Here is a 26,747-nt window from a genome sequence, read left to right as displayed (position 1 = left end):
ATATAAATAATCAGATAATTCAAATGGCTTACCAATAAATCGATAGTTCACCCCATTGCCTGAAGATGCGAGCACAACCTGACACAAATCCCCTTCATTTCGGGCATACTCATACACGATAAAACTGGATTCTCTGGGTAAATACCACTTTTCGAAACTATCGCGTGTCGAAGGAACAACACGGCTCGGATATTCGCCATAAAATACTGGGATTAACCGCTGTAAAGTGGTTTTGCCTGAGGCATTGGTGCCACAAATATTGGTATGGCCATTTAATTTTAATTCCACTACACCTGGTAAGTGTGTGTCGATGAGAATAATGCGGTGTAACCCAGGCATAAACATCCTATTTATTATTATGATTGAGATAGCCAGCTCGGGATTCATTTACGCAAAAGTAAGACACGCTGAAATGCAGGTGTAGAATTCCGTCCGGCGACTGATTCTAGCGAGGATTAAATGAATTTAACACCCCAAATCTAAGTAAATAAAATACAAACCCCCTAACTTTTATCAAGTAAGGCGTAAGTGTTTGATTTCACTTATTTGCTGACTCAAACAGCAGCAAAAAAATTGCGTATTGAGTACCCATAGTCATAGAAAAAACAGAGCGAAAGTAATTTTATTGAAAATAAAATAGGCAAAAATGATCGAATCTTCTAGGATTAAGGTAATAGTATTAAATGGAGTTTATAACTAGTTATTTATGTTTGGTTTATTTAAAGCAAATCCAATTAAAAAATTACGTAAGAAATATGACCAGAAACTTGCCCAAGCCATGCAGGCACAGCATAGTGGAAATGTGCAAAAATATACAAAATACAACGCTGAGGCAGAAGCGTTGTTTGAAAAAATTGAAAAGCTAGAAATGAATTGTAAAACCTAGCATTGTAGATGACTCCAGAAGCGATAATTTTTTCTGGAGTCAATCTTAGATGTATTAAGCGGCTTCAATTTTCTCATCAGCGCGGTTAAGCGCAGCTTCTTGATCTATCATCAAACCACTGCCGTCAATAATTTGTACATCTTTAATTCCAACAAAACCTAAAATATGATGCAGCCATGATGACACGAAATCGATTTCTGAGCCGAGTTGTGTTCCACCCGAAGTAACTATCACATAAGCTTTTTTAACCTCTAGTAGCCCCACTGGACCATTTTCAGTGTATTGAAATGTTTCCCGTGCTCGCGCAATCATGTCTATCCAAGCTTTCAACGCCGCAGGCACGCCGAAGTTGTAAATTGGCGTCGCAATAACAAGGGCCTCTGCAGATTTCAATTCAGCAACCAATGCATCCGAATAAGACAAAATTGCACGCTGCTCTGACGAACGCTCCGCAGGGTCAGTAAAGTTTGCGTTAATCCATGACTCATTAACAAACGGAATAGATTCAGTTAAATCTCTTAGTTTAATTTCATAGTTATTTTTGTCAGCTAGCTTGGTAATCAATCGATCGGCTAATTGGCGGCTAACAGATCCGGTTTTACGCATACTGGCGTCAATTCGTAATAATTGTTTCATTTTTTTCGTTCCCTATTTAGTGAGTGGAATATGTAAACTTGCAACAATTGTAAAATTTGACGGATTTAGAAAAAACAGCGTATATTGAAAATAACTTTTCTATTTTTCAGAATAATAATGAATCATCTTGAACAAATTCGTATATTCGTCACTTTGGTGGAATGTCAGTCCTCAACCAAAGCAGCAGATAAATTAGGTATTGCCATTTCTGCCATTACACGGCGCATGAAAGAACTAGAAGGGCGATTAGGCGTGCAACTGTTGCAAAGAACCACAAGGCGCATGCACGTTACAGAAGATGGTGAGTTTTATTATCAACGCTGTAAACAAATATTGGAGGATTTAGATGAAACGGAATCGCAAGTCAAAATGGCTGCAGGTGAACTAAGCGGCACAATAAAAGTCGCAACACCATTAAGCTTTGGCATAGGCCACCTATCATCCGCGATGTCAGCATTTATGCACTTACATGAACAGGTCACGTTCGATATCGATATGAGTGATCGCCAAGTTGATATCATTGATGAAGGTTTTGATTTAGCGCTCAGAATTGGTCAGCTTGAGGATTCTAGCTTTCGGGCGAGAAAATTAGCAGAAATTAAGCATGTAGTCTGTTGTTCGCCGTCCTTGCTTAAACGCTATGGTCCGATTAATCATCCTAATGATTTAAAAAACATGCCTGTTTTATGCTATTCCAACATCAAGCAACCCACACGATGGCGATATAAGGATCAACAAGCAAATTCGCATTCAGTTTCTTTGACTCCACGGATGTTGAGCAACAACGGCGATGCATTGAATGAAGCCGCGATTGCTGGATTGGGCGTTATATGTGGGACAACATTTATTTCTCATCGTGCAATCGCAGAAGGGTTATTAGTGCCCGTATTAACAGAGTATAAGTGGTTCGACATGAATTTATACGCGATTTACCCGCAAACTCGATACTTAACGGCAAGGGTTAGAGCGTTTATTGATTATCTAATTTCTCGATTTGGTGAAAAGCCATACTGGGATCAATGTTTCCATAGAGTTAAATAAAATACCGATTATCGTCAGGAAGTGGAAATAGCCATTTTTTAGACTAAAGTGCAATCACAACTTACCAATAGGTAAGTATAATACGCGAATTGTTGGCACTTGAGTTATCATCTGCGCTTAGGTGCGAAATAGAGGTTTATTATGGTTAGAAAATTTGTATGTTGGCTGTTATTAGTAGTTTCAAGCATCGTATTTGCCGAAAAAGTTCACGCCACAGAGCCGACAGAACCATTAGACCCTGCTTATCAGGGAATTCATGGTATGGTCGTGTTTAATCACGCCTCTGCTTTATATGTTTCTAATCTACCTAGCTATAGAAAACCACACAATGTGCAGTTAATTTATAAATTAGAAGCCAAAGATCCTGCCTTAGTATTCTTAACCAGAGATGCCGATTTAGTTACCATAAAACCTGAACCTTTTAATATTCAAAGGTTAATGCGCGGAGAGTCTGTCACCGTTAAAGCTGATGTGTATATTGGCCATTTCGATCGTGGTGGAAGTTTAACTTATGAACAAGTAGAGCTCACTTTTTCAGAGCAAAAGTATCTTAGAATGCTAGAAGATCTGGGTGAACCCAATAACCTGCAAAAATATGACGAAGTGGAATTAAGTCACAGTGTGCGAGCACTCGTGCATCAAATTCAAGGAGCTCCAAGTTACGATCACATCATCTTGTTGTTTCAAAACATTGGTTGCATTACTGACGTGAATGCGAAAAGTACAGTGCCTGCGGAAAACGTACTTATTCAGCGACTTAGTTTTTGTGGCTCGATGAAACCTGTCTACTATGAAACAGAGGCGTTTTCTGAAGGCCTTGCATCGCATATGAAATCAACTCTAAAAAATTAAAAACAGGCATGTTCTCACACAACAAAAGTTGGCTGAAAAAGGACACTTGAATAAAACTTGTCTACACTATAGCCAAGAGTACGGGAAAGTTATTGAATCCATATCGGCTTGTTAAGATTAAATAAACGAGAGTAGTTAGATGAATTTAGTTAATTTCACCAAGCATTTTAGTGAAAAAAACCAAGGTTCCCACAGAGATACGTTTGTATTGTCTAGCGTTGTTCATCCGTTACGTGAGCCCCCATTATCAGATCAAGATAGAGATAACTTTGCACACTTAATTAGTATGACCAAAAAAGATGCGATTTCGACTTGTGGTTTACTGTCTACGTCGGATCTGAATCAGGGTTTATGGTTAGCAAATTTAGCCGAAAAAACGCAAAAGAACGTATTACTGTTAACTAGCACTTTTATCAATAATATCTCAAAAACCTATTTAGCCGAATTATACGCAAATATCCATCGCTACAATGCGCTTGTATTTTTTGCGCAAGCTGACGCTCTTGTTGAAGGCAACTGCAGCTATGCAGACACAAGCGAACAGATCGACCTCGATTTACTTTTCAAAATAATAAATGGCGCTTCCTGCCTGACTATTTTTGCATTACATGAACAACAAAATGCGCTGCGATTAAAAGCCAGACAGGTAACCGTGATTTCACTTTAGCCTGCATAACCTGGGGCAAGTGAAGTATTTTCAACACTTTGTAGTACTTCAGTATTTGCCAGTGCTAATTGGCAACCCTGACCAATAAACTTATGTCCTTTTGAGCAATCGACCTGCCATTGACGCAGCAGATAAGCTGCTAATGCAGCTCTCACTTTTACGCGCAATTTACCTTCCACCATCGCGTAATCCATTTGTATCGCTTTCGGCTGCTCAATACTGGGGTGAGCAATTAATATCAACTCTATTTGACTGTTCCACTGCTCATCATACTGTCCAGCTTCTAAGGTATTTATATCCTGCGATAATGCATTCACAAAGGTGAAGCGGGTACACACAAAATCACGAAAGCCTTGATGCTTCCTGTCATATGCCCGGACGTGCCATCGATGCCCATTGTTAACAATTGCGTGAGGCACTATCACACGCGTAGATTCACCAGAACTAATAGATACGTAACCACATTCTATAGGCTGTTTAATATGAATTGCGCGCATAAGGGCGGCAATAATATTTTGATCAGGGTGAATCAATCTAACCGCATCAAAACATTGTTCAGAGGGCTGAATTCCGTTTGATATGCCATTCCCGAAGCCACGACTTAATGAGGTTAAAATCACTTCAGGATCGTGTTTAAAGACAGGTTTAAATTCAGCAGTTCGATGATAATTTTTGGTTTGATGCACTAAAATAAGATTTTTTGGGGCTAGCGCTTTGTAGGCGCTAAAATCTCGAGTACTCGCGGCTAAACCGGTTTTAAAACGTTGGATTAAATCGGTTCTTGCCACATGTCCAAAGTACTGCAAACTAAAATCGATAAAGGCCAACCGCTCTTGTTGACCATGATTCATATTGTCTAATTCACTTTGCATTTTTACGCTCTCATTCCGTTTTTTGTTAACTATAAGAGCATTAAAAACAAAATGCAATCATAATGATGCCATCTATTTGATTTTAACTATACTCTTATCAATTAGTGAACGAAAAAAATAAAAGTTTTTTTAAACTTTTTGCTAGTAACGCACGTCCTACTTAATGACAGCGTAGTGAACTGTCGAACTCCCTGGGCCGTGTGCATTTTTTGCTTACGGCTTTTTTAATGCTTTTGATAAAAATTAAGAGTGCATGCGTTTTGAGACATAAGACAGACACAGATTCAAATGGTCAGCTATTAACTCAAAATGGATAAATTCATTTTCAGTAAAATAACTTGCCTTATCTAAGAATTGAGCACTAATAACACCAACGACTTTAGCGTTTACTTTTACCGGAGACAAACAAAGTACCCCTGACTCTATCAATTGCTCAGATTCATAAGTTAAATAATTGCGCCATTTTACATCTTGATAATTTTCAACAAACACTGCTTCGTCTTGTTCAAGGACATAACTCATAATATTTTCTGTTTCAGCCATAGCAAAAGAATAAAGAAAACGAGTCGATTGACCATCACTATCTACACTTTGTCTGCATTCCAATTCACTTCTGTCTTGGTTAAACACCCAAAAACTGCAACGATGGAAATGAAAAATCTGAGATAATAGCTGTAAAGTTAAAGATAAAAACTCGTTGATACTACGACTAGATTTAGTCAACGCATTGAGTGACCTGATACTAATGATGAGTTGTTGTTCAATACTTAAATTGGCAAGTTCAGTAGAATTAGGAATCGCACCAAAGTCTTTTTCTTGCGGTAGTGGTTTTATGTAGCTTTCTAACACTGATGCATTATAAGAGCCTAATAACTCGACTGCTAACTTGCGCGTAGTTTCGATATTTTGTTTTAACGTACTTTGTTTAACATTAATTAGAGTGCAAATATCTTTAAGTAAGTTGTCGAACTTTGCTCGATTCTTTGGCGGAGATCCTATCGCTTCGCTTAGTTGATTAGATAGGCGAATAATATTCATTTCTTTGGTGCGACTTTGTGGCTGATCAAGAGATTTAATCAACAGCTCACCTAGATTCCAAGTACGTGCGAGTCCAATACTTAACTCTTTAAACTTAACACCTGCTACCGAAACACAATATTGTTCAAAAGCCACTTTCGGCATCCCTATTTTTTGGATGAGCTCACGGGTAAGTGGGTTACCCGTGCTCCAAAAAGAAGTTTCTCCTATGTTGTACATCATAGCCGCTAAATACACTTCTTCTTGGGTACTTTCGTCGTAATTTGGCACCATCATTCTAGCCAATAGACCGGCAAAAAATGCGTTTGCCATCAACTTCATCAATCTTTCATATACAGCGGGAGCCAGATGTTTACTATTTAATAATCCTTCTAACACTTTTGCTGTAAGACAAATATTTTTAACTGATTGTATGCCGAGAAAAATGGCTGCACGGGATACGGTCGTAACTCGCTTAATTGGCGAGCGACTTGAACTATTCGCTACCTTCAATAAGCTAGACGACAAGGCCTGATCATGCAGTATAACTTTGCTTAAGCTAGGTATTGAGGATCTATCATCGTTAGAAAATTTATCCAAAATACCCGCAATAGAGGTAATTGCAGGTAATTCTTCTTTGGCAAGTAACGCTACCCACTGAGCTGATGTCAGTTTTGACTTTTCGCGCATATAAAGTTCCAAAAGGCATCACACCACGGAACCATCCTATCCGTACGTACGCCAAATTATCGATACGTAATCAAACACTTAATTACATTTTATTTGTGAAAGTATAACAGCCTTAACCTCTGTATTTACATTTTTGTTCCAAGTTCTATTCATAGCAGAATATTAAATACGTTTTCGCCACTTATTTTTAGCTAAAAATACTATTATTTGGTCAAAAGCCTTCATAACTATCGACATATAAAAACATAACTATCTGAAATATAGCGAATTTCTGGTTGGAATGTATTTTGCTCCAGTGAAGTAATTAAGAATTAGGAACGAATTAAACGAACCCTGATTTGTTTTTTCACAATAACCACCCAACTACATGAGTTGAAAAAGGGTGAATGGAGGTACTACAGATGTTTAGTTTTTTATGTGGCTTAGTAATATTTTGCTTGTGGCTTATTCCGATTGTAGCAATTGCGACCTCAAACCGCACAAGCGGAGGTGAAAAAGCGGCATGGGTTTTAGCCGTCATCTTTATCTCTTGGTTTGCATGGATATTTTATCTGTTACTAGCACCGTTAAAATCTCCCCGCTATGGCGTTTAAACAGATTAATGGTTGAATATAAACCTAACTAAAATTATCTACCGATCGCTAACCTATTGAATGTTGGATAGGTTAGCGACACATTTTTTATTAGAAACGCCTAGCTCCACTTCCATTTGTAAACTCCCTGTTGTTTAAACAAGTATTAAACACATCCAGAAATTGTCGACAATATCTGCATTTACACTTGAAAAACTGACAATATACGTCTATATTGTCGACATTATCAATAGACATAAGACGTCAAACATTGGTTAAATATTTATCTGAATCGCCGGTAACCGCGGCGGATAAAACGTTTTATCAACTTCGCAAGGATATTGTTGAAGGTGAGATTCAATCTGGCAGCAAACTCAGTGAAACAGAATTGTCGACAAGGTATATCGTCAGTCGTGCGGTAGTGCGTGAAGCGATCAATCGTTTGGAAGCGTGTCATCTAGTTGAGCGTAAAGCAAATGTCGGCGCCAGAGTAGTTAGCTTAACCCCTGAAGGCCTTGTTCAACTCTATCAAGTGCGTGAATCTCTTGAAGGTATGGCAGCCAGATTAGCCGCGGTTAACATGACCGATAGTGAAATAGCTGAACTGAAATCGTTACTTTCAGATCATTTTAAAGAAGTCCAACAAGGTCAATCATATTACCAAGAAGCTGGAGATGTGGATTTTCATTACCGTATTATCGTAGGAAGCAAAAACGAACATCTTATATCAATGCTGGTAAACGGCATTTATCACTTAGTACGCATGTATCGCGTGCAACTTGGTATGGCGGGACCTCGCGTATCCACCGCGTTTGAAGAACATAAACACATAGTACAAGCCATTGCTAATCGTGATGGTGAACTGGCGGAAATGTTAATGCGTCGCCACATTCTGTATTCCAAAAACAATATTGAAAAGAAACTCCAGTCATTTTAATTGATTTATGACACCGAATTTATAAAAGAGGAAATTATGAGTCCAGGTAAACGCTTTCGTCAGGCATTGATTGACAACTCTCCCTTACAAATAGTCGGCACCATCAATGCCTACTCTGCAATGATGGCAAAACAAATAGGTCACAAAGCAATTTATTTATCAGGTGGCGGAGTGGCTAACGCATCATATGGATTACCCGATTTAGGTATGACTTCGTTGAATGATGTGTTGGTAGATGTACAGCGCATTACCTCAGCATGCGATTTACCGTTATTAGTCGACATAGACACCGGTTGGGGCGGTGCGTTTAATATTGCTAAGACCATTAGAGACATGGAAAAAGCAGGTGCAGCCGCGGTTCACATGGAAGACCAGGTTGCGCAAAAACGTTGCGGGCATCGTCCAAATAAAGAAGTGGTTTCGATTCAAGAAATGGCAGATCGCATAACTGCGGCAGTAGATGCGCGCACGGATCCGGATTTTTTCATAATGGCACGTACTGATGCCTTTGCCCAAGAAGGTTTAGAAGCCGCTATTGAAAGAGCAAAAGCGTATGTTGCGGCCGGAGCAGATGGCATTTTCGCAGAAGCGGTTCAAACCGAAGAACATTACCGTGCATTTGCTGATGCTTTAGATGTCCCTATTTTGGCGAATATCACTGAATTCGGTAAAACAGAATTATGGAATAAACAACAACTTGGTGAATGGGGCGCAGCTATGGTGCTTTATCCGCTGAGCGCTTTTAGAGCAATGAATAAAGCCGCTGAAACAGTCTACACTTCTATTCTAAACAACGGAGATCAAAAAGCAGTTGTAGATACTATGCAAACCCGTATGGAGCTGTATGACTATCTTGGCTATCACGATTACGAGCAAAAACTAGATAGCCTTTTTTCACAAGGCAAAAATAAATAACCCTACAGATTAAAATTAATAACAGGACTCTATCATGGTTGACAAAAAACTAAGTGGCGCAGGACTACGTGGTCAAAGTGCAGGCGAAACAGCATTGTGTACAGTTGGCAAATCCGGATCTGGATTGACTTATCGTGGCTACGACGTATCAGATTTAGCTGATAATGCCACATTCGAAGAAGTCGCCTACTTACTTTTCAAAGGTGAGTTACCCAATGCAACACAATTGGAAGACTATCGAAAAAACCTAAGTGAAAAACGTGACTTACCAGAAGCACTAAAAGAGGTGTTAAAACGTATTCCCGCCGATGCTCATCCAATGGATGTCATGCGTACAGGTTGTTCATTTTTAGGTAACTTGGAGCCAGAGCAAGACTTTACCCAACAACAACAGGCAGCTGATCGTTTACTAGCCGCTTTCCCAGCAATAATGTGCTATTGGTATCGTTTTTCCCACGATAATGTGGAAATCGAATGCAACACAGATCAAGATTCAATTGCTGGTCACTTTTTAAAATTGTTAACAGACCAAGCACCTTCTGAATTGCATCGCCGTGTCATGGACGTATCACTCATTTTATATGCTGAGCATGAATTCAACGCTTCAACATTCACTGCGCGGGTTTGTGCATCAACCTTGTCAGATATGTTTTCTTGTATCACAGGGGCCATCGGTTCATTGCGCGGTCCCCTACATGGCGGCGCCAACGAAGCTGCAATGGACATGATTCAAAAATTCAGCTCACCGGAAGATGCCAAATTAAAAATGGCAGAAATGTTGGCGAATAAAGAAAAGATTATGGGCTTCGGACACGCCATTTATCGTGAATCTGATCCACGTAATGTAATTATTAAAAGATGGTCAGAAAAACTCGCTAGCGAATTTGGTGATACCAGTTTGTACGATATTTCTGTTGCCTGTGAAGAATTTATGTGGGACACCAAAAAACTGTTTTGTAATGCCGACTTCTTCCATGCTTCGGCATATCATTTTATGGGTATTCCGACTAAATTGTTTACGCCTATTTTTGTGTGTTCGCGATTAACCGGCTGGGCTGCTCATGTCATGGAACAAAGAGCCAACAACCGTATTATCCGACCTAGTGCAGACTATATCGGCGAAGAACCACGTAAAGTCACGCCAATTGAGCAACGCTAAGCGCTTACTTTTCTAAAGAACAAGTGGGCATGATCGATGCCCACTCTACTCACGCAATAGCAAGGTAGAAAAAATGATGAATACCCAATATAGAAAACGCCTTCCCAACTCCAAGTTAGATTATTTTGATACCCGAGAAGCGGTCGATGCGATAAAGCCCGGCGCATATGACACGCTTCCCTACACATCTCGCGTACTAGCAGAGAACTTAGTACGTAAATGCGATCCTGAAATGCTCAATGCCGCATTAGAACAGATTATCGAACGCAAGCGCGATTTAGATTTCCCTTGGTTCCCTGCTCGGGTTGTCTGCCATGATATTTTGGGTCAAACCGCGTTAGTAGACTTAGCTGGGCTGCGTGATGCAATTGCGTTAAAAGGGGGTGATCCGGCAAAAGTAAACCCAGTTGTACCTACTCAGTTGATTGTCGATCACTCACTCGCCGTTGAACATGCTGGTTTTGAGACTGACGCATTTGAAAAGAATCGCGCCATTGAAGATCGCCGCAATGAAGACCGCTTCCACTTTATAAATTGGACGAAAACTGCGTTTAAAAATATTGACGTTATTCCACCGGGTAACGGCATCATGCATCAAATTAACTTAGAAAAAATGTCACCCGTTGTGCATGCCAGAGACGGCGTTGCTTTCCCTGATACGTTAGTGGGAACGGACAGCCATACTCCTCATGTTGATGCCCTCGGTGTAATTGCATTAGGTGTCGGAGGATTGGAAGCTGAGAGTGTCATGCTAGGTCGTGCTTCATACATGCGTTTACCTAATATTATTGGCGTTGAGCTAACGGGTAAACGTCAACCGGGTATCACCGCAACAGACATAGTCCTTTCGATTACCGAGTTTCTTCGTAACCAGCGTGTTGTTTCTGCGTATTTGGAATTTTATGGCGAAGGAGCGGCAAATTTAACCTTAGGTGACCGAGCCACTATTTCGAATATGACACCAGAATTTGGCGCTTCCGCCGCGATGTTTTATATCGATGACAAAACCATCGATTACCTTAAGCTCACTGGTCGCGATGAAGAACAAGTGCAACTAGTAGAAAATTACGCCAAACATACTGGTCTCTGGGCAGATACATTAAATAACGCTCAGTACGAGCGAGTGTTGCAATTCGATTTATCGACTGTGGGACGAAACCTTGCAGGCCCATCTAACCCTCATCGTCGTGTTTCTACCAATGATTTAGCTGCTTTAGGCATTTCAGGTACAGTAGAAAATCAAGCTGGATTAATGCCCGATGGCGCAGTCATCATTGCAGCTATTACCAGTTGTACGAATACCAGTAACCCGCGCAATGTTATTGCAGCGGGGTTGATCGCTAGAAACGCCAACAAACTAGGGCTCACTAGAAAACCTTGGGTCAAAACGTCTTTAGCGCCAGGGTCAAAAGCCGTACAACTTTATTTAGAAGAATCTAATTTGTTACCGGAACTTGAACAACTCGGGTTTGGCATAGTCGGCTTTGCCTGTACAACCTGTAACGGTATGAGTGGCGCGTTAGATCCGAAAATTCAACAAGAAGTAATCGAGCGTGATTTGTATGCCACTGCGGTGTTGTCTGGCAACCGTAATTTTGATGGGCGTATTCACCCTTATGCAAAACAAGCGTTTTTAGCTTCTCCGCCGTTAGTGGTGGCTTATGCGATTGCCGGAACTATCCGCTTCGATATTGAAAAAGATGTGTTAGGTACCGATCCACAAGGCAACCCAATCACCTTAAAAGATCTATGGCCTACTGACGAAGAAATTGATGCTATTGTCGCCAGTAGTGTGAAACCAGAACAGTTCAAAAAAGTCTATGATCCTATGTTTGATTTGAGCGTGGATTACGGCGAAGACATAGATCCACTCTACGATTGGCGCGAAAAGAGCACCTACATTCGTCGTCCCCCATACTGGGAAGGTGCATTGGCCGCCCCTCGCAATATGAAAGGCATGCGCGCTTTAGCTGTACTTGGTGATAACATTACCACTGACCACCTTTCACCATCTAATGCGATAATGGCAGACAGTGCAGCGGGTGAATATTTATTGTCGATGGATGTCCCGGAAGTCGATTTTAATTCCTATGCTACGCATAGAGGTGATCACCTAACCGCACAGCGGGCTACATTTGCCAATCCAAAACTGCTGAATGAAATGGTGATGGAAAACGGTGATATCAAACAAGGTTCTCTTACGCGACTGGAACCGGAAGGAAAAGTAATGCGTATGTGGGATGCGATTGAAACCTACATGCAACGCAAACAGCCGCTGATTATTATTGCCGGTGCTGATTATGGGCAAGGCTCTTCTCGGGATTGGGCTGCTAAAGGGGTACGTTTAGCCGGTGTAGAAGTCATAGTGGCCGAAGGATTTGAGCGTATCCATCGTACCAACTTAATCGGTATGGGCGTTTTACCTTTGGAATTTGAAGCTGGCACAACCCGCAAAACGCTGAATATTGATGGCAGTGAGGTGTTTGACGTAAAAGGCAATCGCCAACCTGGCGCGTCTTTAACTTTAGTGATTCATCGTAGCAACGGAGAAAGCTTAGAAGTGCCGGTGAATTGTCGTCTAGATACTGCCGAAGAAGCCTCCATTTATGAAGCAGGTGGTGTATTGCAACGCTTTGCCCAAGACTTTCTCGAGTCTGAAGGACAAACCGCATGAGTAACTACCCGCAACAAATAAAAGTTCCAGCCACCTATATGCGAGGTGGCACAAGTAAAGGGGTGTTCTTTAAGCTTGACGACCTGCCAAGTCAAGCGCAAACCGCTGGTGCATATCGCGATGCGTTATTGTTACGGGTTATTGGCAGTCCCGATCCCTATGGCAAGCAAACAGATGGTATGGGCGGTGCGACTTCAAGCACCAGCAAAACAGTGATTGTTGCCAAGTCTGAGCAGCACGATCATGACGTTGATTATTTATTTGGCCAAGTCGCCATAGATAAAGCGTTTGTGGATTGGTCGGGCAACTGTGGAAACTTGTCTGCAGCAGTGGGACCATTTGCAATTCATGCTGGACTGATTCCAACAGAAAAATTAGTCGAAAATGGTGTAGTCACAATTAAAATCTGGCAGGTAAATATTCAAAAAACCATCATTGCTCATGTACCTATGTGCAATGGACAAGTTCAGGAGTTAGGTGATTTTGAACTAGATGGGGTGACCTTCCCTGCCGCGGAAATTCCAGTTGAGTTTATCGACCCGGCAGACGGTGAAGGCGATATGTTTCCGACCGGTGAAGTTTCGGAGGTTTTAGATGTGCCTGGCGTTGGCAAACTTAATGCAACTTTGATTAACGCCGGAATCCCGACCATTTTTTTAAACGCGAATGAATTGGGTTATCAAGGTACCGAACTACAAGAAGCCATCAATAGTAATGTGGATGCGTTAGTGAAATTCGAAACCATTCGTGCTCATGGTGCGTTAAAAATGGGGCTCATTGAGTCACTTGAACAAGCCGCGCAAAGGCAACACACTCCCAAAGTGGCGTTTGTCGCACCACCAGCTGATTACTTGGCATCAAGTGGCAAAAGTGTGGCTAAGTCTGAGGTTGATTTATCGGTACGTGCACTTTCAATGGGCAAGTTACATCACGCCATGATGGGAACAGCGGCAGTTGCTATCGGCACAGCGGCTGCTGTACCTGGTACTTTGGTGAATCTTGCTGCAGGCGGTGGCGACATAGAATCTGTTTGCTTTGGACACCCATCAGGCACTCTGCGAGTAGGCGCAAAAGCAGTGATGGAAAACGGAAAATGGCAGGTAGAAAAAGCCGTTATGAGCCGCAGTGCAAGGATCTTAATGGAAGGCTGGGTAAGAGTGCCCGAGCCCAAATGTTAGTGATGTTTATATTACTTTGAAGTGTCTTTTGAAGCGGCCAACTAATTGGCCGTTTTAGGCAATTGCGAGGTGAAAAATGAAAAAACATCATCCCACAATCCAGATGCTGCAGCATAAAAATAGCCCATATGACCAATTTCATTTAAGCCAAATTCTTTAGGGTCAATGTCTGCGGTATGCAAAGTAACATTTTTATAGTAAGCCATAAAAACATCTCGCGAGTGCGGCAAAGCCCATTTGTCATCAATCGCATTTACCGCTTTTAATGGCATGCTGATTTGCTCATATTTTTCATGCATTTCTGGGTATTGCGGATCATGAAAGAAATAATGGGGAAAGCTACACCAACGCTTCCACTGCTTATAAACATCCAACGGTAAATCCTCACCCATGCCCAACGCGCTCCAGCCAAGATAGCCTTTATAGCGAGTTAAAATAGGCGCAATAATATTCCACATGAATGATACTTTTAGGCGTTCCAGCATAGGCATCCATCCATGCCATCCCGCACCGGTACCAAATGTGTAGGCTGCGGTTACCTTCTGATGATTATTCAGCATTCCTACTGCTTGGCCACCATATGAATGACCTAATACGAAAATCGGTAAAGGTTACTCGGATACGCGATTGATAACGCCTTCAAGATCTTTATCGGCCCAATCCCGGTAGTCCATTTTAAACGACTTTAGAGACGCGGGGGCCGACTCTCCCACACCTCGATAATCAAATGTTACGACGTTAAAATTATGCTGATTTGCCTGCATAGCAAACTTTCGATAAAAGCGTTGAGGAACACCAGTAGCACTTGCGATCACGATGATAGCTTTAGCATTTGCAGTTGCAAAAAAGCGTCCTTTAATCTCATAACCATCAGTCGCAAGATAATTAACAGGTTGATATTCAGACATGACTGCCTTCCTCATTAGCGATTTAATCACCGTCAGTATAAAGTATGGAGTACACTCTATAGTCAAGTGTTTTTTAAGGCTTAACAGGAACAAAAATGAAAGCGAATGAATTGGCTAAAAAAGCTGAAATTAGCAAAGACACCCTACGTTATTATGAAAAGATTGGTTTGCTCACGATTCCACCGAGAAAAACAAACGGATATCGTGATTACCCAGAGTCTTGTTTAGACGAGTTAAAATTTATAAAAATGGCTCAGTCTGTGGGTTTCACACTGAAAGAAATTAAGCCCGCTATTCCATTTCTAGCCAACTCCAAACCTAACTGCTTACTACTTCAAGACGCTATAAGCACACAAATCGAGCGTATCGACGAGAAGATTTCAGAACTGGAGCAATCTAAAATAACCTTAAATAGATGGCTGTCTAAACTACAGGAGTTGCTTTAACCGCTTCGTTATTAAATGCACTAAATCATCATGCATCCGAAACTCTCCTTGCACTTAATTTTTAAATCTGGATAAATGGCGTGTTTTCATTAACTTGTAAAGTCCACTTAATTGCACAATTCGATGTTTGAACTATTCACATACAGCCTCACTTATCAACAACTGTCATTACTGATTGTTGTGGCCTTTTTTATCGGCATGGCAAAAGCTGGTGTGCATGGTATTTCCATGTTTGCAGTGCCTATTCTTGCCCTAATTTTTGGAGGAAAGGCCTCTGCTGGTTTGATGTTACCTATGCTCATCATGGCCGATTTATTTGCGGTAAAATATTATCATCGGCATGCAAATTGGGGCTTTTTAATTAAATTGTTCCCGTCTGCAGCATTGGGTGTTTTGATCGCCACATTCATTGGTAACACCATCGATGATGAGATATTTAAGCAAGTAATGGCTTGGATTATCATACTAAGTCTAGGCATCATGTTGTGGATGGAAACAGCGAACAAGGACAAAATACCGGACTACTTATGGTTCGCTATTTTAATGGGTATGTTAGGTGGGATTACCACCATGATTGGCAATCTCGCCGGTTCAGTTATGGCACTTTATCTATTAAGTATGAGGCTGCCAAAAAATGAATATATCGGTACTTCCGCATGGTTTTTCTTGGTTATCAATGTGTTTAAAGTTCCCTTTCACGTATGGAGTTGGGACACCATTACAGTCAATTCATTTAGTTTAAGTTTACTTGGTCTGCCCTTCATAGCGCTTGGAATCGTGGCGGGAATTTATATCGTCAAACGGGTTCCAGACAAACAATATCGCTGGTTGATAATCGCGGTTACTGCTTTAGCTGCCTGTTTTATGCTGGTTTGATAAATAGTGTAAGGCTAGCTCAGTTTGCAATTTCATGTAGTCATTGAGTTTATAATGCTCGACGGCCCAACCACTTAAAAAGCGATTAAAATCAGCCCATGCTAAGGGATACAAGGTTCTCCATTGTTTTTCTAAACTATCGAAGTCATAGCTAATTTGGTAATAATTAATGGCTTCAAGTAAAAAACCAAAGTACTGGTTGAGCAAATCTTCTGCATGTTCGAACAGGCCCCTTTCATCCAAGCAGCTTCCCAAAAAGTAAGCGACATCTTTCATCCCGATACCTTTACCGACATATTGAAAATCAACTGCAGCTAAATTGTCGTTGTCAGTTGTAAAGCACAAGTTGGCTAACTTAGCATCACCATGCAGTAAAGCTTGATGGCTTGCAGCATTAAGTGCTTTGTCAATATCGAAGGCGGCATTTTTCAGCTCTCCTTTTGACATCTTTTGAAATTCATCAGGGCGAGTTTTCAGATGCCAATAAGTGCCTATTGGCCAAAGCTTTGTGGTTTGATGTTCTAAAAACCGCGCATGAAAATAAGCAAGCCAGCGAATACCGAGTTTTATCATCGACAATGGCGCGTGGTCACAGCGATTTATGAACCCACTTTGATCTAAATCTTCCATAATTAACCAACTGACTTGATTACTCTTACCCACAGCGTAGCAAATTGGCACACGACAAAGGGCATTAGTCATAGGGCTGTAATGTTGATAAAAAAGCTGTTCGTTTTGATAAGAGTTCATCTTTCGCTGATGAGATATTGAAGTATTCCATCCTCTTGGGTGCTGTGAACCCGCGTTTGGGTTGACTGCTTTTACAACATACGAGGATTTTTTAGATGGCACCCAATAGCGCGCGATTTCACCGTAGCCGCTCCATAATGATTGAATAGCCTCAACTTTGCTCACCTTTTTATCAGAAAAATAGTGTTGTAATAGCTCCAATATAACGACTTGGTAGTGTTGACTCATAACTAGATTGCGACCCTAAAAAATGAAAAACAGACTGCTTAATAAGTGCAAATAGTTGCACACCAGCGTTAGGCGTTCTACTCTTTGCGAATAAGCATTAAGGACAACGATATGACAACCGCCTCTCCATTTCCACACTTATTAGCGCCATTAGATCTTGGCTTCACAACATTAAAAAATCGCACCTTAATGGGGTCAATGCATCTGGGGCTGGAAGAAGAAAAAGGTGGTTTTGAGAAACTCGCCGCGTTTTATGCAAAACGCGCAGAAGGTGGCGTTGGACTCATCGTCACAGGCGGTATCAGCCCTAATATCGCCGGTTGGGTTGCGCCATTTGCAGGCCGTATGAGCAGTCGTCGACATGCGAAAAAACACAAAGTGATTACCCAAGCTGTGCACGCTCAGGGCGGTAAAATATGCATGCAGATATTACATTCCGGTCGATATGGATACCACCCACTGAACGTATCAGCATCTTCAGTAAAAGCGCCAATTTCACCGTTTAAACCACGAGCATTATCTTCAAGAGGTGTACAAAAAACCATTGAGGATTACGCTAATTGTGCAAGCTACGCCCAATATGCTGGATATGACGGTGTTGAAATTATGGGTTCTGAGGGATATTTAATTAATCAATTCTTTTGCGAACGAACTAATCAGAGGGATGATGAATGGGGCGGCAGTCTAGAAAACCGAGCACGTTTAGCGATTGAAACAGTTAAACAAACACGCCAAAAAGTGGGTAGCAATTTTATTATTATTTATCGCTTATCCATGATCGACTTAGTAGAAGGCGGCGCACCTTGGGAAGAGGTGGTGTATTTGGCCAAAGAGATTGAAAAAGCCGGCGCAACTATTATCAATACAGGCATTGGCTGGCACGAAGCACGAATCCCCACCATTTCGACTTCGGTACCACGCGCAGCCTTCACATGGGTTACCAAAAAACTAAAATCAGAAGTCAACATTCCACTTATTACCACAAACCGCATCAATACCCCCGAAGTTGCAGAATCGGTCTTAGCAAATGGTGATGCAGATATGGTTTCAATGGCGAGACCATTTTTAGCCGATGCAGATTTTGTTGTTAAAGCAATGCGAAATGAATCAGATCAAATTAACACATGCATTGCATGCAATCAGGCGTGTTTAGATCATGCCTTTGCGCAAAAAAGAGCGAGTTGTTTAGTTAATCCTCAGGCCTGTTATGAAACAGAGTTGATTTTCAAAACTGTGGCATCGCCTAAGAAAATCGCGGTTGTAGGTGCAGGGCCAGCCGGATTGGCGTTCTCTACTTATGCCGCTGAACGTGGTCATGAAGTACACTTATTTGAAAAATCAGCGGAAATTGGAGGACAGTTCAATTACGCCAAGCAAATTCCTGGTAAAGAAGAGTTTTATGAAACTTTACGATATTACGCTCGCCGCATTGATGTATTAGGGGTTAACTTGCACTTAAATACTAATGTTGACGTGACTAGGTTAACAGGGCAAGGCTTTGATGAGGTCGTCATGGCCACCGGCATAAAACCGCGTCAATTGAACATTCCGGGCATAGACCATCCCAGTGTAATGAGTTATTTAGATGTATTACGTGACCACAAGAAAGTAGGCAAACGAGTCGCCATTATTGGCGCTGGCGGGATCGGATTTGATGTTGCAGAATATTTAGTTGAACAGGAAAACCTCACCACTAACCTAGATAAATGGTTATCGCATTGGGGCATTGACAAAAATTTCGCAAATCCCGGGGCGCTGATGCCGCCTCAGATAACACCCACTGAGCGAGAAGTATTTTTACTTCAACGTAAAGACACCAAAGTCGGTGCAGGTTTAGGAAAAACCACAGGCTGGATCCACCGTACTTCTCTTGCCCATCATAAAGTTAACATGATCAACTCTGTGACCTACGAAGAAATAAACGACAAAGGGTTTCACATCAAAATTGGTGATAAACCTAAGCTATTGGAGGTAGACAATATAATTGTCTGCGCTGGACAAGAACCGTTTAGAGAGCTCGAAAGTAGTTTGCTTGATGCGGGTATGTCAGTGCATGTGATTGGCGGTGCAGATGTAGCTGCAGAGTTAGATGCAAAACGTGCGATACGCCAAGGTGCTGAATTAGCAGCGAAAATTTGAGGATGCCGTAGCGCGGGGATTTATCCTCGATTCCAGAGACAAACACCATGGGCTAAGGCCATGTTACTTATTTTTGATAAACGCCCGCGGCTTGAAAAAGTTGTAAATGCACATCTACTAAGGCATCGATATTGCGCTGATAACCTCCGCCGATAACAGCAGCGACAGGTAAACCTTTGCGCTCACAAAGTTCGAAAACTAATTTGTCGCGTAAATATACCCCCTGAGTACTGATCAATAAATGGCCTAAATCGTCATTTTCATGGACATCCACACCTGCATCATAAATCACAGCATCGGGTTGGAAACTATTAATGGCTAAATTTAACGCACAATCGACAGTGTCCAAATAGTCGAAATCAGTTGTGCCTTTTGGTAGCGGAAAGTCTAAATCAGACTGTTGTTTGCGATGCGGAAAGTTCTTCTCACCGTGAATAGAAACTGTTTTTATATTCGGATTATTCTCCGCCAACTTTGCAGTACCATCGCCCTGATGAACGTCACAATCAAATATCAAAACGCGGTCAATTTGCGGATGTCGTAACATTTGTAGTGCGCTTAAATACAAATCATTGACCATACAAAACCCAGAACCAAAATTAGCAAATGCGTGATGGTATCCACCGGTGAGATTAATTGCTTTTCCATACTCTAATGCCAATTGACTCGCCAACAAGGTTCCTCCTGCAGCCGTCAAGGTACGAGTAATCAGTTGCTCTGACCATGGAAAACCAATACGTCTCATTGCTTTCGCATCAAGTTTTCCGGAGGTGAGTTCTTGAATGTAAAGCGGGTTGAAAACCTGTTTTAGGTTATCGATAGCAACAGGTTCTGGTTGATAAAATTGAGTTTCAGGAACACCCAGTTCCCGCAATTGCGAATAGATTGCCTGATACTTTTGAATCGGAAAGCGATGCCGCACGGGTAAATCTAAGATTGAATAAATCGGGTGAAATACCAGTGGGATCATACTTGGCCTAAATTCTATCCATTGAGTTGATTGGGTTATTGTTCAGTTTGCTTTCTAACCATAATGCGATAAACAATAAATAAAATCACTGCAGCAACGATTGAGGTCGCTGCTAAGCCCGAAGGCTCTTTCATCATTTTTAACGCTCCTTCTCCAAAAAACACCGCACTTAACCCAAGAGGCATAATACCAAGCGTCGAACCTAAAGCATATTTCCATATATTAAGCTGCAATGAACCACCAATAATACTAGTGACAGTGAACGGTGGAGTTGGTGCAAGTCGCAAAGCAAGGACAGCCCAAGCTCCTTTATCATCCATTTTATCTTTGACCTTTTCTAGACTCTTACCAATCTTTTCACCGAAAACTTCTACGCCGATGAATCTACCTACACCATAACCACTTAAACTGGCGAATAAAAAGCCGGGAATGCAAATTAAAATACTGATCCAAAGATTAAAGACTAGACCCACTGCGAAAGCCATCAATGGAATTGGGACCAGAAGACTTCCCCCAATAAAAAAAACGCCTAAAAAGACCAGTGCAGTGGTAAAACTCTGAGGTACGCTGTCTGTGAATTCTGTTATTTTCTCGATACTCAAATAGTCTCCAAGTGGAGTGAAAAAATAAGCAATAACTGCAGCAATTAATATTGTAACAATCACACCCAATTTTATGTAGTTACTTTTCGCCATTATTATCACCCATATTTTTGCTATCTTGTTTAGCTGTTTGCACCAGCCATTCGAATATATTTCTATGTGCTTTCATATAAAACAAATATTCAGGATGCCATTGCACGCCAAGCAATTTGTCACTACTTTTACTTTCAATTACTTGACTAATTCCAGCTTTCTCTTTTGCGGTCACCTCTAAATCGTCTGCGGGCTTTGCTATTGCCTGTGAATGAATCGCGTTCACTTCAATAGGATCATCTCCAGCGATCTCTGAAATCAGTGATTCATCTTTTGTGTAAATAACTTTTTTTCTAGGAAAGGGGCTACGGATCCGCATTTTTTTTTGCAGTAAAGGTAAGGTAGATTGATACATAGTGCCGCCTAATTTAGCATTCAAAAGTTGATGCCCGCGGCAAATCCCTAAAATGGGTTTATCGTGTTCAATTGCGAAATCAATAAACTGCTTCTCCATTTCATCTCGCTCTTTATCGTATGCAGGTTTTGAAAAGTAACTCAACAGTTCCATCGGATAACATAATACTTCTTTAATCTTGAGCCATAGTGAACGATTCACATTTGGAGTTCTCTGTGCAGTGTAGTTATCTGGGTGGATGTCTGAACCACCACCAATAATAACGCCGTCAAAATGGAAACTCCCTTCGAAACGACTTGGTGTGACTCGTACCGGATACCCGCCTGCAATGCGTACATTAAGCGAGGTAAATAGCCAAGCCGTAAGACCAGATTTATCCGGCCCTGTAACGGCAATAGAAGGACGATATTCAACTGTCATGCAACCTCCCCAAAAATACAGGCGCAGAATAAACAGTTTTTAATTCTGTCGATTGAGTATTCAACGTATTTTCCAATTATTATTTTTATATCAATGGTATACAGCAAAGTGTAGGCCACTTAATTGGAAAATGGAGTGCAACGTTAATTTATATTAAAATCAATTAGTTATATAAAAACTCTAATTTAACAAACTAGAAAGCATGATATCAAAACACGTCTAAAGTGAATTAATTTCATAGCTAAATGTAGTTTTTCTATATTTAGCTAGCGTGCTCGTCTACGCCACACTCAGCGGTGCTGGGAGATTTAATCTGGGTGCTAAACCCTATGGAATTTAACTCTAATTTGCTAAGTGACTGTAGCGAAATATGAATTCTTAAGACTGCGGGCAAGTATTGTTTTGTGCCCCCATATCGCATAGAAAGGTATCTTCCATACGTTGTTTCCATTGCTCAAAAGTGCTTTCTTCAACCTCAAAAGCCCAGACTTTTTGAATGTGATAAAAACTCTCTTGACCTTGCATCATCAAATGCAGCATTCGCGCAACTTCCCGCTCCCCGACGAAACATCGAGTTTGCCAAAAGTTCACGCCCTGACCTGACATTTTAGGGTGTGACATATCGATAGATTGAAATTCTTGGCAATGCGACTTACCTGGCTCATCCATTTGCAATCGCTTCTGAGTTAAATCAGCTATCTGATGATAATATATACTCACCGCAAAAGTATCAGCCCAACGCTCACCACGTTTTTGCCACATATCAGATCGATAGGTTTTATCTTCTTTATGAAATAACTGCCAACTTTTAAGTTCTGCAATAGACGGGACAACCAAGTGCTCGCCCTGATAAACGTTTTTGTGACTGGCACAGGCTGTGAGAATGAGTGCGCTAACAGCAATGATTAGGTAACGCATTGTCGAATTCCAAGTTTATAAAAGTCCGAATAACCATAGTCTGAACCAACACGATTTCCAAATAAAAAACTGTTTTAATCCACAGGAAATGGGTGTATTACTTCAACTTCATTTGGCCACAAATGCTCAACGATATTCAAAGAATTTGGATTTGCCTGATTGGAAAAAAGCACGGTTTCTCCTTGTTGTGTATCCGTACTTTTAAGACCTTCTCGGTTTAGTACCGCCAACGTCTGTCTTGCTATAGCATCGCTGGTGTTCACCAAACTAGCTCTGTCCTTCACAATCTCATGAATTTGACGGCTAACGAATCCATAATGTGTGCAGCCTAGAACAATCTGATCAGCACCTTGGTCGATTAGCGGGGTTACAAATTGTTTGATGAGTAGCTGGGTACTTGTAGATTCGATTTCGCCCGCCTCAATTCTGTCTACTAGTCCGTTACAAGCCTGAGATAGCACTCGGCTCTGTTGACTTAAACGCGACACTAGCTGTCGATATTGCAAACTATTGACGGTATTTTGAGTTGCAAGAACACCGACAACACCTGATTGGCTGGCTAACAAAGCTGGTTTAATACCTGGCTCAACACCGATAAATTGAATTGGATATAAAGCGCGTAATTTTGAAATACAAATTAACGTCGCCGTGTTACATGCAACCACGATCAGTTTGACTTTTTGCTGAATAAGAAACTCAACAATGCGCTGACAACGTTGCAATACAAATTGCTCAGACTTTCCGCCATAAGGGGCATTTGCGCTATCTGCCACATAAAGGATATTTTCTTCAGGCATCATTTTGCGGATAGCCGCAGCGACCGATATTCCTCCGATACCTGAATCAAAAATGCCAATTGCTGCGTTGTTTTGGTGAGACAACAAACGATGTCCTTAATGGTTTAGACGATTTTATAAATCGTCTAAAAAGTCCTCAAAGTTCTCTTCTTCCACTTCCGGATCAGTGTTTAAATCAGAGGGTGGCACTTTCCCGTCCGTCACCCTAAATTCAAGATTCTGAAAATACGCATTTTTTACAAACGCGTAAGGATCCAATGATTGCTCTAATTGCCCTTCTTGCTCTATCAACTGAGCTCTTGCTTCTAATGCCTTTATACCGGTGCGAACAGCGGCCGCATAAAACGAAAGGTCTTGTAATGGGAAATAGGATGAATCAACCACATCACCGACAATTGAGCGAATATCAGAAGGTCCCATTGCTGGGATCATTAAATAAGTACCGGTACCAACACCGTACTTTCCTAATACTTCACCAAACTCTTCTTCTTCTCGTTCCAAGCCGATCTTCTCGGCAACATCAATAAATCCTAAAATACCAACAGTAGAATTGAGCACGAACCGTCCCAAACTGGTTAAACTACCGCCCACTTTTCCTTGTAGAAGATTATTCACTGAATTCGAAGGTTCTTCGAGATTTAATGCCGCATTGAATAACCCTTGCCGTGCAGGCTGAGGCACATAATCCACGTAAACAACGGTTGTGGGTCTCAGTATATAAGCATCAAGCACGTCATAATTGAAGTCCCACATGACGCGGTTAAATCCTTCTAAGGAATCGCGTGGATCATTATATTCAACATTCTCGGCTTGATCATATGCCGCCTGTTTTGAAGCACACCCGCCGAGCAATATAGTTGCCAACAAGAGTAAGCAAACTTTACGGTTCATTACTTCAGTTCCTTATCTATCACGATTGATTGACTCATTTTGTTTCCTGGTTGCAGGGTAACTTCCACTTCACCTTGTAACTCCCCAGGCGCTTGTGCAACATTCTCGTCTAAAGAAATTCTAGCGACTAAACGCACTTGCTGTAACTGAGATAACTTATATGTGGGCATCATTGCATTCGCATCAGATAGTTCAACTTGTAAAGGCAATTCAGCTAAACGACTTTTCACCACAGCAGCAGGCATTCGAACTGCACCGCTTGCATCTTGAGCAAAGACAAAAATGAAGGCATTTTCCGGTATTAACGCTTCCAATTCTGGTGTGATCGACACTGTGATTAATACTGACGTACCTGAATTAGCGGGTTTATCATCACTTTGTTGACTACTAGTTTGCCCTGTCAATTGTACAATTCTTTTATCGACTTCAGAGGCCATGGGATCATCGGCTGGTAACATTGCTTTTAACTTCCGCCAACTAGCCAATGCAGTTTGTGTGTCGCCTAACTGTGAAGATGCAACGGCTAACATACCCAAAGCATTTAGATCCTGTGGATTCTTTTGTGACATTTGCTGCAACAATTGTTGCGCTTGGCGAATATAATTCTCTTGTCCAGTCATTACCAGTGTCTGAGTGTAACTAGATAATACACCGTCATGCTCCGGCGCTAACGCATAGGCCTTTTCGAACGACTGCAACGCCGACTCTATACGATTTAACGAGGCATGTAATCTGCCCAGTAACAGCCAGCCTATATAATCATCTGGAGATGACACTAACTTACTTCGCATGGCCAAACTAAAATCACTTAAATCGTCAACCGTGATGCTCGGATCTGGCTCAATGACAATACGTCTGGCTAATTCTAAAGACTGTGACTTTACTCGTTCCCAGTGTTGTAAATCGGCTATTTCGTTACTTTTATAATAAAGAAACCCACATAATAATATTGCGACACCTATTCCAGTCAGAAGAGGCCACAATGCAGCTTTTTGATTGTCACTTCCAACAACCGACTCGTCCACTAAAGCTAACTTTAATTCTTTAACTGCTATCTCTTTATCTTCAGCAGAAATTAGCCCTTCTTGCACTTCACGATTCAGTTCCTGCATTCGTTGCTTGATTATTTGCGTGTTTGTCAGTACATCTTGCTGATGCCGATTACGTTTTCGTAACCAAGGAATGATTAAGATTCCTATAGCTAAGGCCGACAACAGACTAATACCCAGCCAGTAACTATTCATTTTTCTTTCTCCAATAACGAATCAGCTTGCGCTAACACATCTTCGTCAAATTCATTGCTTTGTTTTTTGCGTTGATTGAATACGAAAATCGCAGCGGCAATCACAAAAATCACAGGTAATAGCCACAGCCATATGGTTAGTGGAGTCACAGGAGGCTTATAAGAAACAAAGTCGCCATAACGGGATTTCATAAAGGCCACTATTTCGTCTCGACTTTTTCCCTGGTTGATTAACTCGTAGACCTTGCGACGCAGATCATGGGCTATCATCGCATCGGAATCGGCGATATTTTGGTTTTGACACTGTGGACAGCGTAACTCTTGGGTTAATTCAATGAACAAAGTTTGTTTACTTGGATCATCAAATTCATAGGCTTCTTCCAAGGCTAATACTGGACTTGTTATTAATACTAATAAGCAAATTAAAGTTGTTAAGGTTTTCATTGCGCCATTAACTCATTATAAAGTGGGGCAATTTTATTGCGCCAAACCCGCGTATTAATATCGCCAATATGATGCATTCTAATAATCCCTTGTTTATCAATTAAAAAGGTTTCAGGCGCACCGGTCACACCTAGATCCAAAGAATAATCCCGTTTTACATCAAAGATATTAAATTCATAGGGATTACCTAGCTGTGCAAGTTTTGCAGTCACTTCTTTTTGAATTGTAGGGATGCTCTTAATACCAAAGTCAGGATCCGTGTCTTGGTCGTAATAAAGGCCTATGATACGCACGCCTTGTTGACTCAACTCAGTCAAATAAGGCAGTTCTACGGCGCAGGTAACACACCAAACTCCCCACACATTCATCAAAGTAACCTGTCCTTTAAAGATTTGCGGATCGTAGGTAAGGTCTGGCTGCATCAAATCTGGCAACGAAAAATCGGGAGCTGGCTTATTTAAAACGGTGGAATCCAATTGACGAGGATCACCATATAAACCTTTATATAAAAATACCGATAACACCACAAACAGAGTGAGCGGAATCAAAAAAATATATGCCTTTCTCATGC

The 26,747-nt window shown here is 41.3% G+C and carries 29 protein-coding genes; 13 read left to right on the top strand and 16 right to left on the bottom strand.

What is annotated here, in order from left to right:
- Positions 1-339: ATP-binding protein (locus GLIP_RS15305; protein ID WP_040523108.1), on the bottom strand; the 339-nt coding region annotated here is incomplete at its 3' end.
- A gap of 367 nt (positions 340-706) precedes the next feature.
- Between GLIP_RS15305 and GLIP_RS15300 the strand changes: the two genes are divergently transcribed.
- Positions 707-886, top strand: coding sequence for a DUF6435 family protein (locus GLIP_RS15300; protein ID WP_008845574.1), 180 nt, complete (start codon positions 707-709; stop codon positions 884-886).
- 54 nt (positions 887-940) lie between these two features.
- Here the strand turns inward: GLIP_RS15300 and GLIP_RS15295 are convergent, their stop codons facing one another.
- Positions 941-1,522 carry an FMN-dependent NADH-azoreductase gene (locus GLIP_RS15295; RefSeq protein WP_008845573.1) on the bottom strand — a complete coding sequence of 194 codons (582 nt, stop codon included), beginning with the start codon at positions 1,520-1,522 and terminating at the stop codon, positions 941-943.
- A gap of 117 nt (positions 1,523-1,639) precedes the next feature.
- Between GLIP_RS15295 and GLIP_RS15290 the strand changes: the two genes are divergently transcribed.
- From GLIP_RS15290 to GLIP_RS15280, 3 genes are all read left to right on the top strand, one after another.
- A complete protein-coding gene (locus tag GLIP_RS15290) occupies positions 1,640-2,563 on the top strand; it encodes a LysR family transcriptional regulator (RefSeq protein WP_008845572.1) in 924 nt (307 codons plus the stop codon).
- A 141-nt stretch (positions 2,564-2,704) separates the two neighbouring features.
- Positions 2,705-3,415, top strand: coding sequence for a hypothetical protein (locus tag GLIP_RS15285; protein ID WP_008845571.1), 711 nt, complete (start codon positions 2,705-2,707; stop codon positions 3,413-3,415).
- Between the two features lie 139 nt (positions 3,416-3,554).
- A complete protein-coding gene (locus GLIP_RS15280; RefSeq protein WP_008845570.1) occupies positions 3,555-4,082 on the top strand; it encodes a hypothetical protein in 528 nt (175 codons plus the stop codon).
- Here the strand turns inward: GLIP_RS15280 and GLIP_RS15275 are convergent.
- On the bottom strand, positions 4,079-4,954 hold the full coding sequence (locus tag GLIP_RS15275; RefSeq protein WP_008845569.1) for a WYL domain-containing protein: 876 nt from the start codon (positions 4,952-4,954) through the stop codon (positions 4,079-4,081). The two genes, GLIP_RS15280 and GLIP_RS15275, sit on opposite strands and share 4 nt — an antisense overlap.
- 243 nt (positions 4,955-5,197) lie before the next feature.
- Positions 5,198-6,661, bottom strand: a complete 1,464-nt coding sequence (locus tag GLIP_RS15270; protein ID WP_008845568.1) for an HDOD domain-containing protein — start codon at positions 6,659-6,661, stop codon at positions 5,198-5,200.
- A 401-nt stretch (positions 6,662-7,062) separates the two neighbouring features.
- Here GLIP_RS15270 and GLIP_RS15265 point away from each other — a divergent pair, with 401 nt between their 5' ends.
- The 6 genes from GLIP_RS15265 (at position 7,063) to prpF (ending at position 14,096) form a co-directional block, all read left to right on the top strand.
- A complete protein-coding gene (locus GLIP_RS15265; protein ID WP_008845567.1) occupies positions 7,063-7,254 on the top strand; it encodes a PLDc N-terminal domain-containing protein in 192 nt (63 codons plus the stop codon).
- Positions 7,255-7,504: 250 nt separating this feature from the next.
- The gene (locus GLIP_RS15260) at positions 7,505-8,170 is read left to right on the top strand and encodes a GntR family transcriptional regulator (RefSeq protein WP_008845566.1); all 666 of its coding nucleotides are present in this window, start codon (positions 7,505-7,507) and stop codon (positions 8,168-8,170) included.
- A 36-nt stretch (positions 8,171-8,206) separates the two neighbouring features.
- Positions 8,207-9,085 (top strand): methylisocitrate lyase, encoded by an 879-nt coding sequence (gene prpB, locus GLIP_RS15255; protein WP_008845565.1) that lies wholly within the window; start codon positions 8,207-8,209, stop codon positions 9,083-9,085.
- 34 nt (positions 9,086-9,119) lie between these two features.
- Positions 9,120-10,244 carry a bifunctional 2-methylcitrate synthase/citrate synthase gene (prpC, locus tag GLIP_RS15250; RefSeq protein WP_008845564.1) on the top strand — a complete coding sequence of 375 codons (1,125 nt, stop codon included), beginning with the start codon at positions 9,120-9,122 and terminating at the stop codon, positions 10,242-10,244.
- Positions 10,245-10,320: 76 nt separating this feature from the next.
- Complete coding sequence (gene acnD, locus GLIP_RS15245) at positions 10,321-12,918, top strand: Fe/S-dependent 2-methylisocitrate dehydratase AcnD (protein ID WP_040523168.1); 2,598 nt, start codon at positions 10,321-10,323, stop codon at positions 12,916-12,918.
- Positions 12,915-14,096 (top strand): 2-methylaconitate cis-trans isomerase PrpF, encoded by a 1,182-nt coding sequence (gene prpF / locus GLIP_RS15240; RefSeq protein ID WP_008845562.1) that lies wholly within the window; start codon positions 12,915-12,917, stop codon positions 14,094-14,096. Before acnD ends, prpF begins: the two co-directional genes overlap by 4 nt.
- 41 nt (positions 14,097-14,137) lie before the next feature.
- Here prpF and GLIP_RS22355 read toward each other — a convergent pair whose 3' ends face one another.
- Both GLIP_RS22355 and GLIP_RS22350 read right to left on the bottom strand, forming a co-directional pair.
- Positions 14,138-14,656: a hypothetical protein gene (locus tag GLIP_RS22355; protein WP_008845561.1), complete on the bottom strand. Its 519-nt coding sequence runs from the start codon at positions 14,654-14,656 to the stop codon at positions 14,138-14,140.
- A 51-nt stretch (positions 14,657-14,707) separates the two neighbouring features.
- A complete protein-coding gene (locus tag GLIP_RS22350) occupies positions 14,708-15,004 on the bottom strand; it encodes a hypothetical protein (protein WP_008845560.1) in 297 nt (98 codons plus the stop codon).
- A gap of 95 nt (positions 15,005-15,099) precedes the next feature.
- On the opposite strand from GLIP_RS22350, the gene GLIP_RS15230 reads away from it, so the two are divergent.
- Together GLIP_RS15230 and GLIP_RS15225 are read left to right on the top strand one after the other, a co-directional pair.
- Positions 15,100-15,450, top strand: a complete 351-nt coding sequence (locus GLIP_RS15230; protein WP_008845559.1) for a MerR family transcriptional regulator — start codon at positions 15,100-15,102, stop codon at positions 15,448-15,450.
- A gap of 123 nt (positions 15,451-15,573) precedes the next feature.
- A complete protein-coding gene (locus tag GLIP_RS15225; RefSeq protein WP_008845558.1) occupies positions 15,574-16,326 on the top strand; it encodes a sulfite exporter TauE/SafE family protein in 753 nt (250 codons plus the stop codon).
- Here GLIP_RS15225 and GLIP_RS15220 read toward each other — a convergent pair.
- Positions 16,300-17,304, bottom strand: a complete 1,005-nt coding sequence (locus GLIP_RS15220) for an oxidoreductase family protein (protein ID WP_008845557.1) — start codon at positions 17,302-17,304, stop codon at positions 16,300-16,302. The two genes, GLIP_RS15225 and GLIP_RS15220, sit on opposite strands and share 27 nt — an antisense overlap.
- Before the next feature lie 111 nt (positions 17,305-17,415).
- Between GLIP_RS15220 and GLIP_RS15215 the strand changes: the two genes are divergently transcribed.
- Positions 17,416-19,443, top strand: a complete 2,028-nt coding sequence (locus GLIP_RS15215; protein WP_008845556.1) for an NADPH-dependent 2,4-dienoyl-CoA reductase — start codon at positions 17,416-17,418, stop codon at positions 19,441-19,443.
- Positions 19,444-19,510: 67 nt separating this feature from the next.
- On the opposite strand, the gene GLIP_RS15210 is transcribed toward GLIP_RS15215, so the two are convergent.
- From GLIP_RS15210 to GLIP_RS15170, 9 genes are all read right to left on the bottom strand, one after another.
- Positions 19,511-20,413, bottom strand: coding sequence for a histone deacetylase family protein (locus GLIP_RS15210; RefSeq protein WP_008845555.1), 903 nt, complete (start codon positions 20,411-20,413; stop codon positions 19,511-19,513).
- Positions 20,414-20,448: 35 nt separating this feature from the next.
- A complete protein-coding gene (locus GLIP_RS15205; RefSeq protein ID WP_008845554.1) occupies positions 20,449-21,108 on the bottom strand; it encodes a TVP38/TMEM64 family protein in 660 nt (219 codons plus the stop codon).
- Positions 21,095-21,883 (bottom strand): gamma-glutamyl-gamma-aminobutyrate hydrolase family protein, encoded by a 789-nt coding sequence (locus tag GLIP_RS15200; protein WP_008845553.1) that lies wholly within the window; start codon positions 21,881-21,883, stop codon positions 21,095-21,097. Before GLIP_RS15200 ends, GLIP_RS15205 begins: the two co-directional genes overlap by 14 nt.
- A gap of 378 nt (positions 21,884-22,261) precedes the next feature.
- Complete coding sequence (locus GLIP_RS15195) at positions 22,262-22,801, bottom strand: hypothetical protein (RefSeq protein ID WP_008845552.1); 540 nt, start codon at positions 22,799-22,801, stop codon at positions 22,262-22,264.
- Between the two features lie 74 nt (positions 22,802-22,875).
- On the bottom strand, positions 22,876-23,682 hold the full coding sequence (gene murI / locus GLIP_RS15190) for a glutamate racemase (protein WP_161602058.1): 807 nt from the start codon (positions 23,680-23,682) through the stop codon (positions 22,876-22,878).
- Between the two features lie 30 nt (positions 23,683-23,712).
- Complete coding sequence (locus GLIP_RS15185; RefSeq protein ID WP_008845550.1) at positions 23,713-24,489, bottom strand: MlaA family lipoprotein; 777 nt, start codon at positions 24,487-24,489, stop codon at positions 23,713-23,715.
- Positions 24,489-25,733, bottom strand: a complete 1,245-nt coding sequence (gene ccmI, locus GLIP_RS15180; protein WP_008845549.1) for a c-type cytochrome biogenesis protein CcmI — start codon at positions 25,731-25,733, stop codon at positions 24,489-24,491. The genes GLIP_RS15185 and ccmI overlap by 1 nt, the downstream gene beginning before the upstream one ends.
- The gene (locus GLIP_RS15175; protein ID WP_008845548.1) at positions 25,730-26,176 is read right to left on the bottom strand and encodes a cytochrome c-type biogenesis protein; all 447 of its coding nucleotides are present in this window, start codon (positions 26,174-26,176) and stop codon (positions 25,730-25,732) included. Before GLIP_RS15175 ends, ccmI begins: the two co-directional genes overlap by 4 nt.
- Positions 26,173-26,745: a DsbE family thiol:disulfide interchange protein gene (locus GLIP_RS15170; RefSeq protein WP_008845547.1), complete on the bottom strand. Its 573-nt coding sequence runs from the start codon at positions 26,743-26,745 to the stop codon at positions 26,173-26,175. The genes GLIP_RS15175 and GLIP_RS15170 overlap by 4 nt, the downstream gene beginning before the upstream one ends.
- Positions 26,746-26,747: the final 2 nt, after the last annotated feature.

The sequence above is a fragment of the Aliiglaciecola lipolytica E3 genome, from assembly GCF_000314975.1.
GTDB lineage: Bacteria > Pseudomonadota > Gammaproteobacteria > Enterobacterales > Alteromonadaceae > Aliiglaciecola > Aliiglaciecola lipolytica.
Note: the sequence above shows the minus strand (reverse complement) of the source record. Positions and strands in the feature narration are given on the sequence as shown.